General features: G+C 71.6%; 16 protein-coding genes. All 16 read left to right on the top strand.

Features of this window, described 5'->3' with window-relative positions; all coding sequences use genetic code 11:
- Positions 1-10: 10 nt before the first annotated feature.
- Positions 11-1336, top strand: coding sequence for a bifunctional folylpolyglutamate synthase/dihydrofolate synthase (locus KIT14_25160; protein ID MCW5893817.1), 1326 nt, complete (start codon positions 11-13; stop codon positions 1334-1336).
- On the top strand, positions 1333-4368 hold the full coding sequence (locus KIT14_25155; GenBank protein MCW5893816.1) for an LPS-assembly protein LptD: 3036 nt from the start codon (positions 1333-1335) through the stop codon (positions 4366-4368). Before KIT14_25160 ends, KIT14_25155 begins: the two co-directional genes overlap by 4 nt.
- Positions 4369-4693: 325 nt before the next feature.
- Positions 4694-5737, top strand: a complete 1044-nt coding sequence (gene rfbB / locus KIT14_25150) for a dTDP-glucose 4,6-dehydratase (protein ID MCW5893815.1) — start codon at positions 4694-4696, stop codon at positions 5735-5737.
- The gene (locus KIT14_25145; protein MCW5893814.1) at positions 5734-6108 is read left to right on the top strand and encodes a cupin domain-containing protein; all 375 of its coding nucleotides are present in this window, start codon (positions 5734-5736) and stop codon (positions 6106-6108) included. The genes rfbB and KIT14_25145 overlap by 4 nt, the downstream gene beginning before the upstream one ends.
- Complete coding sequence (gmd, locus tag KIT14_25140; GenBank protein ID MCW5893813.1) at positions 6105-7070, top strand: GDP-mannose 4,6-dehydratase; 966 nt, start codon at positions 6105-6107, stop codon at positions 7068-7070. The genes KIT14_25145 and gmd overlap by 4 nt, the downstream gene beginning before the upstream one ends.
- A gap of 6 nt (positions 7071-7076) precedes the next feature.
- A complete protein-coding gene (locus KIT14_25135; protein MCW5893812.1) occupies positions 7077-8018 on the top strand; it encodes a GDP-mannose 4,6-dehydratase in 942 nt (313 codons plus the stop codon).
- Between the two features lie 80 nt (positions 8019-8098).
- Positions 8099-9790 (top strand): type II secretion system ATPase GspE, encoded by a 1692-nt coding sequence (gene gspE / locus KIT14_25130; protein MCW5893811.1) that lies wholly within the window; start codon positions 8099-8101, stop codon positions 9788-9790.
- Between the two features lie 194 nt (positions 9791-9984).
- Positions 9985-11214, top strand: coding sequence for a type II secretion system F family protein (locus KIT14_25125; GenBank protein ID MCW5893810.1), 1230 nt, complete (start codon positions 9985-9987; stop codon positions 11212-11214).
- Positions 11215-11231: 17 nt separating this feature from the next.
- Positions 11232-11675 (top strand): type II secretion system major pseudopilin GspG, encoded by a 444-nt coding sequence (gene gspG, locus KIT14_25120; protein ID MCW5893809.1) that lies wholly within the window; start codon positions 11232-11234, stop codon positions 11673-11675.
- Complete coding sequence (locus KIT14_25115; GenBank protein MCW5893808.1) at positions 11657-12139, top strand: prepilin-type N-terminal cleavage/methylation domain-containing protein; 483 nt, start codon at positions 11657-11659, stop codon at positions 12137-12139. Before gspG ends, KIT14_25115 begins: the two co-directional genes overlap by 19 nt.
- On the top strand, positions 12136-12567 hold the full coding sequence (locus KIT14_25110) for a prepilin-type N-terminal cleavage/methylation domain-containing protein (GenBank protein MCW5893807.1): 432 nt from the start codon (positions 12136-12138) through the stop codon (positions 12565-12567). Before KIT14_25115 ends, KIT14_25110 begins: the two co-directional genes overlap by 4 nt.
- Positions 12554-13399, top strand: coding sequence for a hypothetical protein (locus KIT14_25105; protein MCW5893806.1), 846 nt, complete (start codon positions 12554-12556; stop codon positions 13397-13399). Before KIT14_25110 ends, KIT14_25105 begins: the two co-directional genes overlap by 14 nt.
- The gene (locus KIT14_25100; GenBank protein MCW5893805.1) at positions 13396-14475 is read left to right on the top strand and encodes a general secretion pathway protein GspK; all 1080 of its coding nucleotides are present in this window, start codon (positions 13396-13398) and stop codon (positions 14473-14475) included. Before KIT14_25105 ends, KIT14_25100 begins: the two co-directional genes overlap by 4 nt.
- Positions 14472-15932, top strand: coding sequence for a PilN domain-containing protein (locus KIT14_25095; protein MCW5893804.1), 1461 nt, complete (start codon positions 14472-14474; stop codon positions 15930-15932). Before KIT14_25100 ends, KIT14_25095 begins: the two co-directional genes overlap by 4 nt.
- On the top strand, positions 15929-16660 hold the full coding sequence (locus KIT14_25090; protein ID MCW5893803.1) for a type II secretion system protein M: 732 nt from the start codon (positions 15929-15931) through the stop codon (positions 16658-16660). The genes KIT14_25095 and KIT14_25090 overlap by 4 nt, the downstream gene beginning before the upstream one ends.
- On the top strand, positions 16660-17236 hold a 577-nt coding region (locus tag KIT14_25085), incomplete at its 3' end, for a hypothetical protein (GenBank protein ID MCW5893802.1). The genes KIT14_25090 and KIT14_25085, both read left to right, overlap by 1 nt.

Here is a 17236-nt window from a genome sequence, read left to right as displayed (position 1 = left end):
CGGCGCGCGCGTGGACGCCTACGCGGACACGATCGCGTGGCTGCTCGGCCTCGAGGTCGCCCGCGGCTGGGATCTGAAGCTCGAGCGCATGCGGGCGGCGCTGGCGCTGCGCGGCAATCCCGAGCGGCGCTTCGCGTCGCTCCACGTCGCCGGCACGAACGGCAAGGGGTCGACGGCGGCGATGCTCGAGTCGGTGCTGCGCGCGTCCGGGCGCCGGACCGGCCTCTACACCTCGCCCCACCTCGTCGACTTCAGCGAGCGCATCCGGGCCGGCGGCGAGACGATCCCACGCCACGCCGTCGTCGCGCTGGTGGCCGAGCTGCGCGCCGCGGTCGCGGCGGCGGACCTGGCGCTCACGCACTTCGAGTTCGCGACCCTGCTCGGGTTCGAGTGGTTCGCGCGTATCGGGGTCGAGGTCGCGGTGGTCGAGGTCGGTCTGGGCGGCCGGCTCGACGCCACCAACTGCATCGCGCCGCTCGGGACCGCGATCACCGCCATCGCCCACGACCACGAGGCCTGGCTGGGTGAGACGCTGGCCGCGATCGCCGCCGAGAAGGCGGGCATCGTGAAGCCCGGGGTCCCGATGGTGACGGGCGTCCTTCCGCCGGAAGCGGCGGCCGTCGTCGCCGAGCGCGCCGCGAGCCTCGGGGCACCGATCCTGCGGGCGGGCGTCGACGGCGAGCTCGTCCCGGGGCCGGGGGGCGACGTCTTCCGCGGACCCGGCGGGGTGTGCTGGGACGGGTTGCACGTCGCGCTGCCGGGCGCCTTCCAGCGCGAGAACGCCGCCGTCGCGCTCACGCTGCTGGCCGCCCTCCGGGCGGTGCTGCCGTGCGACGCCGGCGCCGTCCGTCGCGGACTGGCCGGCGTCGAGTGGCCGGGGCGGCTCGCGGTGGTCGCCGAGGCGCCGCGGGTGGTGATCGACGGCGCGCACAACCCGGCCGCGATCGACGCGGTGCTACGCGAGCTGCCGCGTCTCGCGGGCGATCGTCCGGTGACGCTGGTGTTCGCCGTCATGGCGGACAAGGCGTGGCGCGCCATGCTCGCGACGCTGGTTCCGCGCGCCGCCCGCGTGATCGTCACCCGCGTGGGGCGCCGGGGCCTCGACCCGACGGCCCTCGCCGGCGAGATCGACGCCCGCATCCCGGTGCGCGTCGAGCCCGAGCCGCGGGCCGCGGTGGCGGCGGCGATCGCCGAGACGCCGCGCGACGGCGTGATCCTCGTGGTCGGCTCGCTGTTCCTCGCGGGCGAGGCCTACGCGGCGCTCGGGACGGCGGCCGCGGGCCTGTTTCGGCCCTGGCACGCATGGAGGGTGGGTGGTACAGAAGCGCCGCCATGAGGAGGGCGCGGTGGACGCTGGCGATCGCAGGCTGTCTCCTCGGACTCCTCGGCGTCGCTGCGGCCGCCATCGAGCCCGCGCCCATCGAAGTGCGCGTGCTGTCGACGCCGGGCGTGCTGCCCGCGACGCGCGTGGCCCTGCGTGCCGGCGGCGACGCCGAGATCGAGGATCGTACGGTGGGGGCGCGGCCGGCGGGCCGCGAGCAGCGCGGCGTGGCCAGCCTGGGCGACACGTTCGCCGGCGAGATCACGCTGTTCCTGCGCGGCGCGACCGTCGCGCGGCCGAGCGCGATCGAGGTCGGGGACCCGCTCGTGAGCGCGGTGCGGATGTTCCCGGAAGCCGGCGGGACGCTGGTCGTCGTCTTCGTGCGCCGGCCCGTGGCCTATTCGGTGTCGCGGCCGTCTGCCGCCGGCGAGATCACGCTCAGCCTGAAGGCCCGTGCCCGTCCGGCCACCGCGAAGACGAAGCGCAAGCCGCCCGCCGCGAGCGCCGCGCAGGACACGGGCGAGATCGCCGTCGACGCCGCCGAGCTCCAGTACGAGCAGAATACCGACGTCCTGGTGGCGCGTGGCGACGTCACCCTGACGCGCGGCGCGACGACCCTGCGCGCCGACGAGGTGCGCTACGATCGGCGCAGCAACGTCGTCGAGGCGAAGGGCAACGTCGTCCTCACCGACGAGGAGGGCACGGTCGAGGGCGACGCCGCCCGCATCGACATGGAGGACGAGACGGGCTGGGTCGACGCCGCCGAGGGCGAGTTCGTGTCGAACGGCTACATGCTGCGCGCCGATCGTCTCACCAAGAAAGGTGGACCGTGCTACGAGGTCCGCAACGGCATCTTCACGACCTGCCGCTGCGGCGGTCTCGAGAAGCCGTCGTGGAGCATCGCCGGCCGCGGGACCGAGGTCACGCTGAACGGCACCGGCGTCGTGCGCGACGCGACCTTCCGCGTGCAGGACGTGCCGGTCGCGTGGGTGCCGTGGATGACGTTTCCCGCCAACACGGAGCGGCAGAGCGGCTTCCTGGTCCCGCGCATCGCGTATTCGAACCGCCGCGGCTTCCAGTACGAGCAGCCGTTCTACTGGGCGATCAACAAGAGCAGCGACGCCACCATCGCGCTCGACGTCGAGACGGCGGCGCGCATCGGCATCGTCAGCGAGTATCGCTACGCGCTCGACAAGGACACGCGCGGCAACTTCACCGGCGCGTACTACAACGAGAGCCTGGGCGGTACGCAGAAGGACGAGGACGTCCTGCGCCCGATCGGCAGCGACATCTCGCTGAAGACGCCGGAGAACCGCTTCGCGTTCGCGGGCCGGCATCGCCAGCCGGGGCCCTTCGACAGCCTGTTCTACTTCGACCTGTTCGCCGTCAGCGACGACCTCTTCCTGCGCGAGATCAACAATTTCGCCCGCACGGTGCATGGCGACCTCGCGATCCGCAGCACGCGCTTCACGCGCTCGCGCACCGGCCTCATCAAGACGTGGACGGGCGGCCTCGTGCAGGGCGAGGCCACCTACTACCAGGATCTGATCGACCCGCAGCAGCTCGCGCCCCAGCGCCTGCCCCAGGTGCGCGCGGAGCACGCGGAGCCGGTCTTCTGGAACAGGGTCGTGGCGCGGCTCTCCGGACAGGCGGTCGACTTCCAGCGCGAGGACGGCTTCGACGGCCTGCGCGGCACGGCGTCGCCGGAGCTCTTCGTCCCGTTCAACCTCGGCCGCTACCTCGGCGGCTCGGTGCGCGGCAGCCTGCGGGGGACGGGCTATCACCTGACGAGCGACGAGCAGGTGGCGTTGATCGTGCCGACGACGCCGTTCTACAGGCTGTGCCGCGATCTGCCGCCCAAGGACCGCAATCCCGGTCTCAACTGCGTGCGCGGGCGCCGGGACCAGAACTTCACGTACTCGAACTTCCGCGCGGCGCCGTTCCTCCCGGACCTCGACCAGAACCAGTTCCAGGGCTCGGGCGAGGTGCACGCGCGCGTCGGCACGGAGTTCTCGCGCGTCTTCGACGCGGACGGTCTCTTCGGGCAGGCGAAGTTTCGCCACACCATCGAGCCGGAGGCGCAGTATCTCTACATCCCGCCGCTCGGCCGGGTGCGCAACGAGATCCGGCTGCCGCCCTGCCAGCTGAGCCCGAACGGCAGGCGCCTCAAGGCCGGCCAGGTCGCGGGCGGCAACTGCAACGCCACCGCGTTCACCAACGACTACCTGTTCGACGAGATCGACGCGATCAACTTCCGCAACTTCGCGTCCTACGGCATCACCAGCCGTCTCCTCGGCCGGCCGACGGCGCCCCCGAGAGCCCCGGGGGCGAAGCCCGCCCCGCCGCCCGCGACCAAGGAGCTGCTGCGCGCCAGCATCCTCCACGGCTACGACTTCTCGCGCGACATCGTCGGCGACAGCCACGCCAGCAACGTCGACATGGGCCTGCGCCTGACGCCGTCGGACTGGCTCGGGGCGTCGTACAACGCGACCTGGGACTTCGAGGACGGCGACGTGGTCGGGCAGAACGTCGGCCTCGTCTTTCGCGAGCCGTGGTGGCGACCGTCGGCGGGCAATCGGTTCCAGACCGCGAGCGCGGTGGCGGTGAGCTACAGCTTCGTCAAGGAGTCCGCGAACGCGGTGGGTGCCGGCGTGCCGATCCAGGCCGGCTTCTTCAACGTCGGCGTCGAGGACGTCGTCGGCTCGGTCTACCTGCGGCTCGGCGACTACGCGGGGTTCACGTTCATCGCGCGCTACGATCTCGACGGCGGCCCGGTAGTGCGGGAGAACGGCACCGTCGAGGTCGTGGGTCCGGGCTTTCTCGAGCGCGACTACCTCTTCCGCCTCATCTCGAAGTGCAACTGCTGGGCGATCGAGGCGGGCGTCGCCGAGAAGACGAACCCGGACGAGACCATCTTCCGTCTCCAGATCACGCTGCTCGGGCTCGGCTCGTACGGCAGCGGCAGGACGGCGAACTACGTCGGCATGGCGCCGCTCCAGAACCTCGGCTACCAGCGTCCGAGCGGCCTGCGCGGCGGCGGCTACTAGACGTCGGCGGTCGCCGGGCGATCGAGCTGCCGGCGATGCCGGTCGCGCCGCGGACGCGGGCGCGCACGGCGCTGTCCTGTACCGCCGCCGCGACGCTGGTGTAAACGACTGCCCCCATGGCGGCTCATGGTCACAAGCACAAGCACGGTGGGGGCGGGCGGCGGCGGCGCCTGCTCTATCTCGGCCTCGCGCTCTGCGTGGCGGGGTGGCTCGCATGGATGCTCCTCCTCACCGAGTCGGAAGAGGCCGAAGTGGTCGGATCCGCTGGTGTCCCGGCACGAGCCGCCTCGCGCGCCGCGGGCGTTTCGGGATAGCATCCGGGCTCATGCGGCTTCTGGTCACCGGCGCGGCTGGGTTCATCGGTACCAACTTCGTGCGCCAGGCGCTGGCCCGGGATGCGGGTCGTCCGGCGGTCGAGCGGCTGGTCGCGGTCGACCTCCTCACCTACGCCGGCAACTTCGAGAATCTCGCGTCCCTCGCCGGCGATGCGCGCTTCCGCTTCGTGCGCGCCGACATCGCCGACGGCGAGGCCATGACGGGCCTGTTCGCCGAGGAGGGCGTCGAGGTCGTGGTCAATTTCGCGGCCGAGTCGCACGTCGACCGCAGCATCGGCGACGCCGGCCCGTTCCTGCGCACCAACGTCCACGGCACGCTCGCGCTCCTCGAGGCGGCCCGGGCGACCTCGACCTTGCGGCGCTACCTCCAGGTGTCGACCGACGAGGTCTACGGCAGCATCGCGGACGGGCGCGCGACCGAGACCCATCCGATGCACACGTCGAGCCCGTACGCCGCCAGCAAGGCTGCGGCCGACGCCTTCGTGCAGGCCTACGCCGTCACGCACGGCGTGCCGGCGGTGATCACGCGCTGCTCGAACAACTACGGGCCCTGGCAGTTTCCGGAGAAGCTGATTCCCCTCTTCGTCACCAACGCGCTCGACGGCCAGGCGTTGCCGCTCTACGGCGACGGCCAGAACGTGCGCGACTGGATCCACGTCGAGGACCACTGCGACGCGATCTGGCACGTGCTCGGGCTCGACGCGACCCACGGCGAGGTGTGGAACGTCAGCGGCCACAACGAGGTGCCGAACCGCGCCGTGACCGACGCCATCCTGCGGCTCACCGAGCGTCCGCCCGACCTCGTGCGCTACGTCGCCGATCGGCCCGGGCACGACCGGCGCTACGCGCTCGACGCTTCGCGCCTGCGTGCGACGGGCTGGAGCCCCCGGCGCCGCTTCGACGAGGGCCTGGCGTCCACCGTGGCCTGGTACCGCGAGCAGCGCGCCTGGTGGGAGAACGTCAAGAGCGGCGCCTACCGCGACTACTACGAGCGCATGTACGGCGATCGCCTGCGCGGGGCGGGGCGCGGATGAGGCACGACGGCTGTGGTCCGGTGCCGGCCGAGCGCGTCGAGAAGCCCTGGGGATACGAGATCATCTGGGCGCACACCGACCGCTACGCGGGAAAGATCCTGCACGTGCGCGCGGGCCATCGGCTGAGCCTGCAGTTCCACACCCGCAAGGTGGAGACCATGCGCGTCCTCTCCGGGCTCCTCGAGCTCGAGGTACAAGAGGACGGGCAGCCGCCGCGCACGGTGCGCCTCGCCGCCGGTGAGGGCTGGCACCTGCCGGCCGGCGTGCGCCATCGCACGGCGGCGGTCGAGGACACCGTGATCCTCGAGGTCTCGAGCCCGGAGCTCGACGACCTCGTCCGCGTCGCCGACGACCACGGACGGCTGCCATGAGCCGCTGCGCGATCATCACCGGCGTCACCGGGCAGGACGGCTCGTACCTGGCCGAGCTGCTCCTCGAGAAGGGATATCGCGTCGTCGGCGTGGTGCGGCGCGCGAGCACCGAGAACTTCGAGCGCATCGCCCACCTGCGCGACCGGCTGGAGCTGCGCCAGGCCGACCTCCTCGATCAGCTCTCGCTGATCGATCTCCTGAAGACGGTGCGGCCGGACGAGGTCTACAATCTCGCGGCGATGTCGTTCGTGCCGACCTCGTGGCAGCAGCCGGTGCTGACCGCGGAGTTCGACGCGGTCGGCGTCACGCGCATGCTCGAGGCGGTGCGCCTGGTCGCGCCCGAGGCGCGCTTCTACCAGGCGAGCTCGAGCGAGATGTTCGGCCAGGTGCGCGAGACGCCGCAGCGCGAGACCACGCCGTTCTACCCGCGCAGCCCGTACGGCGTCGCCAAGGTGTACGGCCACTACATCACCGTGAACTACCGCGAGAGCTACGACCTGTTCGCCTGCTCGGGCATCCTCTTCAACCACGAGAGCCCGCGCCGCGGACGCGAGTTCGTCACCCGCAAGGTCTCGGACGGCGTCGCCCGCATCAAGCTCGGCCTCGCCGACTCGCTGTCGCTCGGCAACCTGCTCGCGCGGCGCGACTGGGGCTTCGCCGGCGACTACGTCGAGGCGATGTGGCGCATGCTCCAGCAGGACACGCCCGACGACTACGTCGTCGCCACGGGCGAGGCGCACTCGGTCGGCGAGCTGGTCGAGACCGCGTTCGCAGCCGCGGGCCTCGACTGGCGGCAGTACGTCCGCGAGGATCCGGCCCTGCGCCGTCCGGCGGAGGTGGAGGGCCTCATCGGCGACGCCAGCCGGGCGCGCGCGCAGCTCGGCTGGGCGCCGCGGGTGCGCTTCGCGGGCCTCGTCGACATGATGGTGCGGGCCGACATCGAGCGCCTGCGTCCGCGGTAGGCCACGATGCGGGTGCTCGTCACCGGGGCCGGCGGCTTCGCGGGAGCGCACGTGACGGCGGCGCTCCACGCGGCGGGGCATGCCGCGCATGCGCTCGTGCACGGCCCGGGGCCGGGCCCGGCCGACGCTGCGGCGGTGCATCGCGGCGACGTCTGCGACGCCGAGGAGCTCGCGCGGCTCGTCCGCACGGTGGCGCCGGAGGCCGTCGTGCATCTCGCCGCGTTCGCCAATCCGGCCGCCGCCGAGCACGATCCGGCCGCGGCCTATCGCGTCAACGTCGGCGGCACGCTCGCGCTCCTCGGCGCCCTGCGCGCCCAGGCGCCGGGGGCGCGGCTCCTGCTCGTCAGCTCGTGTCTCGTCTACGGCGATGTGCCGCGTGCCGAGCCGCCCGTGGACGAGGCGGCGTCGGTCGCCCCGCGGACGGTCTACGGAGCGAGCAAGGCGGCGGCGGAGATCACGGCGCTCCAATGGGCGCGGGCCTACGGGCTCGACGTGGTGGTCGCGCGTCCCTTCAATCACACCGGTCCCGGGCAGGCGCCGAGCTACGTGTGTGCGGCCCTGGCGCGGCAGGTGGCGGCCATCGAGGCGGGGCGCCAGGAGCCCGTGCTGCACACCGGCAACCCCGACCCGGTGCGCGACCTGGTCGACGTGCGGGACGTCGCCGCCGCCTACCTGGCGCTGCTCGCGCGTGGCCGGCGCGGCACGGTCTACAACGTCTGCACGGGCGGCGGCAGCAGCGTCGCGGAGATCGTGGCGCAGCTGCGCACCCTCGCGCGGGTGCCGCTCACGGCCCGGATCGATCCGGCGCGGACGCGGCCCGGCGACGCCGAGCGCCTCGTCGGCAGCCCGGCCCGGATCGCGGCCGACACGGGCTGGCAGGCCCGCATCCCGCTCGCCGACACGCTCGCCGACGTGCTCGGCGAGTGGCGGGCCCGCCCGGACGCCTGAGCGGTCGCCCGGGCGCTGCCGCGCAGCCTCCGTGCTTGCTTGCCGGCTCGAGGGTCCGCGGGTATCCTCGCTGATCGCCGATGGAGGCCCAGCCCCGCACCCTCGAGCAGCTGCTACTGGATCAGGGGCGGATCAGCGCCGAGGATCTGCGCAAGGTCAAGCGTCTCCAGCAGGAGCGCGGCGAGCGCCTCGAGCGGCTCCTCCTCGATCTGGGCTTCATCTCCGAGGAGGACCTCCAGCCCCTGCTCGCGAGCCACCTCGGCGTCACCGTCGTCGCCCGCAAGGACTTCCCGAAGGAGCCCGTGCCCCTCGGGCGGCTGAACCTCAAGTACCTGCGGCGCGCCCGCGTCCTGCCGCTCGCGCAGAACAACGGCACGCTCGTCGTGGCCATGGCCGATCCGGCCGACTACTACGCCGTCCAGGCGCTCCAGATGGCCACCGGGCTGGCGATCGACACGCGGCTCGCGCGCGAGCGCGACGTCCTCGAGGCTCTCGAGAGCGCCTACGGCAACGGCGCTCCGGGCGACGCCAACGGCGCCCCCGACGCCGAGGGCGAGCTCGAGTTCATCGGCGAGGACGAGGAGGACGTGAACCACCTCCGCGACCTCGCCAGCGAGGCGCCGGTCATCCGGCTCGTGAACGTGCTCATCAACCGTGCCGTCGAGCAGCGCGCCTCGGACATCCACATCGAGCCGTTCGAGGAGGCGCTGAAGGTCCGCTACCGCATCGACGGCGTGCTGCACGACGTCGAGACGCCGCCGCGTCGCCTCCAGGCCGCCATCGTCTCGCGCATCAAGATCATGGCCAAGCTCAACATCGCCGAGCGCCGCCTGCCGCAGGACGGGCGCATCAAGCTGCGCATGATGGGCAAGGAGATCGACCTGCGCGTGTCGACGCTGCCGACGCTCTACGGCGAGAGCGTGGTCATGCGTATCCTCGACCGCTCGAGCATCGTCGTCGACCTCGAGCGCCTCGGCTTCCCGAGCGACACGCTGAAGGAGTTCGGGCAGCTGATCGAGCGCCCGTACGGCATGGTCCTCGTCACGGGGCCCACCGGGAGCGGCAAGACGACGACGCTCTACGGTGCGCTCGACAAGATCAACTCGCCCGACAAGAAGATCATCACCATCGAGGATCCGGTCGAGTACCAGCTCTTCGGGGTGAACCAGATCCACGTGAAGCCGCAGATCGGCCTCACGTTCGCGAACGGCTTGCGCTCCATCGTCCGCCAGGACCCCGACGTCATCATGATCGGTGAGATCCGCGATTACGAAACCGCGGAGATCGCCATCCAGGCGGCGCTCACGGGTCACCTCGTGTTCTCCACGTTGCACACGAACGACGCCGCCGGGGCGGTCTCGCGTCTGCTCGAGATGGGGGTCGAGAACTACCTCCTCGCGTCGGCGCTGCTCGGCGTCCTGGCGCAGCGGCTCGTGCGCCGGGTGTGCAAGCGCTGCGCGCAGCCGGTCGAGCTGGGTCCGGAGCTGCTCCACGAGATCGCGCCCCGGGGCGAGGCCGTGGGCGCGATGGAAGGGCGGGGCTGCGAGGAGTGCGCGCAGACCGGCTACCGCGGCCGCGGCGGCATCTACGAGCTGCTGCCGGTCGACGACGGCGTGAAGTCGCTCATCCTGGAGCGCGCCTCCTCCGGCAAGATCAAGGACTACGCCGTGACGCAGGGCATGCGCACCCTACGGGACGACGGCTGGCGCAGCGTCCGCGCCGGCACGACCACGGTCGCGGAGGTCGTGCGCGTCACCCAGGACGAGGTCTAGGACGCCTGCGCGCGTCGCAGCCACGCGCCCTGGTCGGCGGCGCGGGCCGGCGGTGAAGCTGGGTCGTGTCGATGTCGTCCAAGATGGCGATCCGACCGCCGCCCTCCCTCGCACGATTGCAACCCCACCTGGCCTCGACTATGGATTACCGAGTCTTTCCCCGCATTTAGGGGGCGAGCTCCAGAGATTTCGCCTTGGCACAGTTCCAGTACCGCGCCGCTGATCCCGAAGGGAAGGTCGTTGAGGGCACGATCGAGGCCGCCGAGATCTCGGCCGTCGTCGCGCGCCTGCAGGATCGCGGCCTCATGCCGATCAAGATCGGCGCGGCCGGCGCCGCGAAAGCCGCGTCGAGTGGGCCCCGTCTCTCGCTGCCGACGGTCTCGTTCCTGAACCGCCTCGGCACGAAGGACCTGCTCATCGTCACCCAGGAGCTGTCGACGCTGCTCTCGGCGGGCCTGCCGCTCGACCGCAGCCTCGCGACCCTCGCCGAGCTCGCCGACAAGCCGGCGTTGAAGGCGATCGTCAACGAGGTGCTGCAGTCGGTGCGCGGCGGCAAGGCGTTCGCCGACGCTCTCGCGCAGCACGCGTTCTTCCCGCCGATCTTCGTCAACATGGTGCGCGCGGGCGAGGCCGGCGGCTTCCTCGACGCGGTCATGGGGCGGCTCAACGAGTACTTCGAGCGTGCGCAGGAGGTGCGCGACGAAGCCCGCGCGGCGCTCGCCTATCCGATCGTCCTCACGCTGGCCATGGGCGCCTCGATGCTCGTGCTGCTCACCTACGTGCTGCCGAAGTTCACGACGCTCTTCACGGGCATGGGCAAGACGCTGCCGCTCTCCGCGCGGGTCGTCATGGCCGTGTCCGAGGGCGTACGGAGCTACTGGTGGCTCGGGCTGCTCGTCATCGGTCTCGTCGTCGCCGGCTTCCGCTACTGGGTACGCTCGCCCGCGGGCAGCTACGCCTGGGATCAGACGAAGCTGCGGATGGTCGTCTTCGGGACCGTGCTCCGCAAGATGGAGGTCGCGAAGATCGCGCGCACGCTCGGCACGCTGCTGAAGAGCGGCGTCCCGATGATCCAGGCGCTCGGCATCGTGAAGGAGGTCGCCGGCAATCAGGTGATCGCGCGGGCCGTCGCCGACATCGAGGTCGGCGTGCGGGAGGGTGCCGGCGTGTCCGAGCCGCTCGGCCGCTCCGGCGTGTTCCCGCCGCTCGCGATCCAGATGATCGCCGTCGGCGAGGAGACCGGTCGCCTCGACGACATGCTCCTCAAGGTGGCAGAGTACTTCGACCGCGAGGTGCGCGTGCGCGTGCAGCAGTTCACCCGCCTGCTCGAGCCCGTCCTCATCCTGGTCATGGGCAGCGCCGTGGGCTTCGTCGTCGTGTCGATGCTCTCGGCGATCTTCAGCGTCAACGATCTTCCGCTGTGACGAACGAGGGAACAATCATGCGACGATACCGCGCCCGTGCCCGCCAGGGCGGCTTCTCGCTCATCGAGATCATGGTCGTGATGGTGATCATCGGGCTGTTGATGGCGCTCGTCGGTCCCAACCTGATCGGCCGCTCCGAGAAGGCGAAGGTGCAGTCGGCGGCCATCCAGATCGAGCGTCTCGGCACCGTCCTCGACACCTACCGTCTCGACGTCGGCCGCTATCCGACGACCCAGGAGGGCCTCCAGGTCCTCGTGGTCCGGCCCATGGGGATCGACCGCTGGGACGGCCCGTACCTGAACAAGGGCGAGGTGCCGATGGATCCGTGGGGCCGGCCCTACCAGTATCGCAGCCCCGGCGAGGGCGGCCGCCCGTACGACCTCTGGTCGCTCGGGGCCGACGGCTCGCCCGGCGGCAGCGGCGAGGCCCGCGACATCACCAGTTGGGGAAGCTCGGGGTGAAGCAGCGCGGACGCCGGGGCGGCTTCACCGTCATCGAGATCCTGGTGGTCATGGTGATCATCGGGCTCGGGGTGGGGTTGGCCGTCCCCATGATCGAGGCGGGGTTCGACTCGCGCGAGGTCCGTCGCGCCGCCCGCCAGATCGCGTCGAGCATGCATCACTGCCGCAACGAGGCGATGTCGAAGGCCGAGCCGCAGGAGCTCGTGATCGACATCGAGCGCAACATGATCGCCACCACCGACTGGGGGAAGTGGGCGCAGCTGACCGACCGCGCCGTCATCGAGAAGGCCCTCGGCGGCACCATCCTCGGCAACGGGGCGGTCCAGATCCTCTGCTATCCCAACGGTGCCACCAGCGGCGCCGACGTCGTCATCGCGAGCCGGAAGGACCGGTCGCGCGATCGCCTGCGCATCCTCCTCGATCCGCTGATCGGCCGCGTCGAGGTCGGGGACGCCGCGTCGTGACCGCAAGGGGTCGGCGCGGATTCACGCTGCTCGAGGTCGCCATCGCGCTCGCCGTCCTGGGCGTCGGCCTGGTCTCGGTGATGCAGATCTTCAGCGGCGCGCTGCGCGTCCAGGACCGCGCCTCGCGCCAGACGAGGGTCGTGCTCGCGGCGCGGGCGGCGATGGATTCGCTGCTGCGCCGCCCCGGCGCCGCGCTGCCGCGCAGCGGCTCCTGCGAGCACGTCGGCCCGACCGCCGAGGGCTTCCAGCTCGAGCTCTGCGTCGCCGAGGCCGGCGCCGACGAGGGATTCACCAGCGACGACCTCGAGAGCGACGTCAACTTCAAGCCCATGGTCCTGCGCGTCTCCGTCGCCTGGCAGGACGGCACGTCGCCGAAGTCCTACGTGCTCGAGAGCCTGCGGCTCGTACCCGAGGATGTCTTCTCGTAGGCGCAGGACCCGCCGGGGCGTCGCGGCGTTCACGCTTCTCGAGGTCCTCCTCGCGATGGTGTGCCTCGTCATGGTGACCGCCATCTGCTACGGCGCGTTCCACCTCGGCATCCGTGCGCTCGAGCGCGGCGAGGTCGCCGTGGTGACGGCGCAGCGGCTGCGGGCGGCGAGCGACATCCTGATCCGGCAGATCAAGTCGGCCGGCTACTGCCTGCGCACCGAGGACGACGAGTTCCTGCCGTATTTCCGCGGCAACCAGACCTCGATGTCGTTCGTCACCGCCGCGGGGCTCGACGGCGGCGGCGGGCTCAAGAAGGTCGACATCTGGGTCGAGCCGGGCGAGCCCAACCGGCTCATGATGTCGGAGAGTGCGTTCTTCTCGCCCGACAGCCTCGGCGGCGGCGTCGAGCGCATCGCGTCCTCGCCGCCGCGTGCAGTCGTGCTGCTCGAGGGCTTCACCGACCTGCGCTTCGGCTACTACCTCTACGAAGGAGATCCGGAGGAGGACGCCAAGGCCGTCCCCTTGAGCAGCTGGGACGCGGTGAACGGCGACGAGGAGCAGGGTCTCGTGCCGTTCGCGGTGCGCATCCTGGTCGAGGGACTGCCGGGCATGGGCGGGGATCCGTGGGGCCACGAGATCCCGGTCATGATGGCCAGCTACTCGAGCGAGTTCGGCGACGGACCCTGCGACTCATTCTTCTACCCGGACCGGTTCACCGGCGAGGGCGTCGCCAGCGGCGCGGGATCCGGGGGGAACGGCGAGGGTGAGGGCGGCGAAGGCGGCGAGGGCGGGAACATCGGCGACGATGACGACGACGGGGGCGAAGAGTGACGCGCCCCCGCGACCGTCAGCGCGGCGTCGCGCTGCTCCTCGTGCTGTGGGTCTTCATGATCCTCGGCGTGCTGGCGCTCGACTTCTCCCGCTACATGCGCGACGACGCCATGGCATCGCTCAACCTGTCCGAGGAGACGCGCGGCTACTACCTCGCGATCGCGGGGATGCAGCAGGCCATCTACTACCACATGCTGAACGCCCGACAGCCCGCCGACATCGACGACGACGAGGACGGCACCACCGCGCTGCCCGCACGGGTGACGCCGGCGGACGGCGAGTGGCACCAGGGGACCATCTTCGGCGGCCGCTTCGAGGTGAAGCTGAGCGACGAGGAGGGACGCATCTCGATCAACAAGGCGCCCGACTGGATGCTGCGGAAGGTGATCATGAACCTCGCCCTCGGCGGCGACCTCACGCGCGGCGTCGGCCGTCGCGAGCAGGCGTCGATCGACGTCGTCGTCGACTCGATCCTCGACTGGCGCGACACCGACTCGGAGCAGCGCGGCCAGGGCGCCGAGCGCGGCTGGTACCTGGCCAACATGGGCTACGAGCCGAAGGACGGCTGGCTCGAGTCGATGGACGAGCTGCTGATGGTTCGCGGCGTCACGCCGGAGCTGTTCTACGGCGTCGACGGCTCGCCGGGGCTGCGCGACGTCTTCTCGGCGTCGGACGTCTTCGGCGGCGAGAGCCATGACGAGGGGCAGCGCCTGCACGCGAAGTCCCTCACCGCGCCGGTGCTCCAGGCGCTCCTCGGGCTGGATCCCGCCGCCGCCCAGGAGCTCGTCGCGCAGCGCGCCGACGACTTCACCGGCTTCGCGGAGCGCCTGAAGGTGCTGGCGCTCGCCGTCGACCCGAACCTCGCCGATATGATCGACACCAGCGACGCCCGCCGCGTGTTCCTCGAGGCCCGCGCCGACATCAGCCAGCCGCGCAATCAGGCTCGCATCGCCGCCCTCGTCCAGCTGCCGACGCCGGAGGAGGCCGAGGACCTCAAGTACCATCGCTGGTTCGACCGCGCGCCCTGGCAGGGGGCGCTGCCGTCCGCCGAGTTCGGCGATCCGGGGGTGCAGTGACCCTCGGCGAGCTGTCGCAGCGCCTGCGGCGCGCAGACTTCGTCGACGGGCTCGGCATCTACGTCGGGCCCCACGAGCTCGCGCTCGTCCACGTCACCAAGCGCCTCTTCCAGGTGTCGCTGCGCAGCAGCGCCGTGCAGCCGCTGCCGGGCGTCGACAAGCCGGACGAGCGGCGTCAGGCGCTCGTCCAGGCGGTGCTCGCCTATACGCGCGAGCAGAAGGTGGACCCCCGGCGGACGTACGTCTGCGTGCCGCGCGCCGAGGCGGCCTTCAACCGCGTCCTCTTGCCCGCGGCGGCGCGCGAGAACCTGGCCCAGGTGATCGAGTACGAGCTGGAGAACCTGATCCCGCTGCCCCGCGACGAGGTCTACTACGACTACTCGTCGCGCGATCACGGTGACGAGCGGCTCGAGGTGCTGCTCATGTGCATCCCGAAGCAGGTGGTGCAGGGCTACCTCGACGCACTCGAAGAGGCGCAGGTGCGACCGCGCGGGATCGTGCTGGCGTCCACGGCCATCGCCGACTTCCTCGCCTTCTGTCGCGGCGAGACCGACGCCTCGATCGGCATCCTGGTGACGGCGCCGGGCGCCACCGAGGTCGCGCTGATGAAGCACGGGCGTCTCGTCGCCAGCCAGCTCGTGCCGGAGGGCCGCGCCGGCGAGACGTCCGCCCTCGCGCGCTCGCTGTCCCGGCAGCTGGCCGAGGAGCAGCTCGACCCCGAGGAGGTGCCGCTCTACGCCTGGGCCCTCGCAAACGGTGCGGGGCCGGCGGCGGTGCTGCCCGGCGAGGCCGATCTGCTGCCGATGGCGCGCGGCCGCCTCGAGGCGCCCGAGCCGTTCTTCGAGCTGCGCGAGCCCGCGGTGCTGCCGGCGCTCGGCGCCGCGCTCGACGCCGTGCGCGAGGGCACCGTGCCCGTGAACCTGCTGCCCGCCGAGGGGCGCAAGGGGTACGACGAGGGGCTCTCGCTCGTGACCGTGGTGCTGGTCGCGCTCACCGCGGTCCTGCTCGTGGTCTGGGGCGCCAGCGCGCTCGTGAAGGACGTCTCGCTGCGCCGGCAGGTGCAGGCGCAGCTCGAGGCGGCCGAGCCGCAGGTGCGGGAGGTGAAGTCGCTCCAGAACGAGATCGAGCGCATCCAGAAGGAGGTCGACACGCTGAATGCGGGGCAGGACACGCACGTCACTCAGCTGCTGCGGGAGCTCACGGATCTGATTCCGCCGGACGCCTATCTCACCATGTTCAACTACCGCGCCGGCCGCATCACCATCGACGGCCAGGCGCGCAGCGCCTCCGATCTCATCACCGCCCTCGAGAAGTCGAGGCGCTTCCGCAACGTCACGTTCAGCTCGCCGACGACGAAGGCGGGCGACAAGGAGCGCTTCTCGATCGTGGCCGAGGTCGCGCGGGGCGGCGGCGAGCGGGGCAAGAGCAAGGGCGCCGTCGCGGAGGAGGAGTCGTGAAGGAGCGCCTCCAGGCCCTCTGGGGCAACGCCCGCACCTGGTACGCGGGACACTCGCCGCGCGACCAGCGCATCATCCTCGGTGTGATCGCCGCGACGGTGCTGTCGCTGATCTACGTCATGGTCGTCGTTCCGGTGCGGGACTTCCGGCAGAACGTCGCCGACGAGATCGCCGAGGGGCAGCAGCAGCTCCAGCGCTCCGCGCGGCTCATCGCGGCGCTCGACTCGCTGCGCGCCGAGCGCGAGGCCCTGAAGAAGCGCCTCACCCAGGCCCGCACGCGGCTTCTGCCCGGCACGAGCGGCACGCTCGGCGCGGCGGCGCTGCAGGAGCGCGCCAACGCCATCGCCTCGGAGAAGGGCGTCACCGTGCAGAGCACCCAGGTGATGCGTGAGGAGACGATCGATCCCTACCGCAAGGTCTCCGTGCGGCTCACGCTTTCGGGCGAGCTGAAGCCGTTCGCCGAGCTGCTCTCGGGCCTCGAGTTCGGCCAGCAGCTCGTCATCCCGTTCGTCGAGGTGACGCGTCGGGGCGCCATCGCCGGCGCGAAGGGCCCGCGGACCCTGTCGGCGACCGTCGAGGTCAACGGCTTCGTCCTCGCCGAGGCGCCGAAGGCCGACGACGGCGAGGGCGGTGCCGCCGCCGAGGGCGCGGCGCCGGTGCCGGAGGACGGGGCGGTAGGCGGACCGGAGGCGACGCCTCCGCCGGCCGCCGAGGCGGAGCCCAGCTGATGGGTCGCTGGGCGATCCTCAACGGACTACTCGGCCTGATCGTCCTGGTCCTCGGTCTCCAGATCGCCTGGACCTGGATGCGATCGGTGCCGCCCGTGGACTTCGCGCGCAGCGCCGGCGACGAGGTGCCGAGCGAGGGGGCGCCCGGCGCCGACCGGCCGCGTTCGCGGCGCGGCGGCTCCGATCGCATGCCCGCCCAGTCGCCGGCCATGCTCGTCACCGCGATCACGGCCAAGGATCTCTTCGACCCGAGCCGGCAGAAGGCGAGCGACGAGGTGAAGATCGTGGCGCCGAAGGAGGCCCCCCCGCCCCCGAATCTCACGATCGCCGGCATCCGCATCGTCGGCAAGGACCGCGAGGCGTTCATCACCGACGCCTCGGCCGGCAACCAGCAGAAGCGGATGCGCATCGGCGACGAGGTCGGCGGCTACACGGTGAAGACGATCGACCTCACCCGCGTGACGCTCGCTTCGAGCGCCGGCGACGTCGTGACGCTCTCCCTGTCGGTCGAGAAGGCGGGCGGCGGGGCTCCGAAACCCGGCGTGCCGGTCCCGGTCCGTCCTGGGGTGCCGGGCG

The sequence above is a fragment of the bacterium genome (assembly GCA_026129405.1).
Taxonomy (GTDB): Bacteria; Desulfobacterota; Binatia; order DP-6; family DP-6; genus JAHCID01.
Note: the sequence above shows the minus strand (reverse complement) of the source record. Positions and strands in the feature narration are given on the sequence as shown.

Bases quoted from the DNA above. Each gene is read 5' to 3' on its own strand.
- KIT14_25155 (MCW5893816.1), top strand. From the start codon at position 1,333: ATGAGGAGGGCGCGGTGGACGCTGGCGATCGCAGGCTGTCTCCTCGGA.
- rfbB (MCW5893815.1), top strand. From the start codon at position 4,694: ATGCGGCTTCTGGTCACCGGCGCGGCTGGGTTCATCGGTACCAACTTC.
- gmd (MCW5893813.1), top strand. From the start codon at position 6,105: ATGAGCCGCTGCGCGATCATCACCGGCGTCACCGGGCAGGACGGCTCG.
- gspG (MCW5893809.1), top strand. From the start codon at position 11,232: ATGCGACGATACCGCGCCCGTGCCCGCCAGGGCGGCTTCTCGCTCATC.
- KIT14_25145 (MCW5893814.1), top strand. From the start codon at position 5,734: ATGAGGCACGACGGCTGTGGTCCGGTGCCGGCCGAGCGCGTCGAGAAG.
- KIT14_25135 (MCW5893812.1), top strand. From the start codon at position 7,077: ATGCGGGTGCTCGTCACCGGGGCCGGCGGCTTCGCGGGAGCGCACGTG.
- KIT14_25105 (MCW5893806.1), top strand. From the start codon at position 12,554: ATGTCTTCTCGTAGGCGCAGGACCCGCCGGGGCGTCGCGGCGTTCACG.
- gspE (MCW5893811.1), top strand. From the start codon at position 8,099: ATGGAGGCCCAGCCCCGCACCCTCGAGCAGCTGCTACTGGATCAGGGG.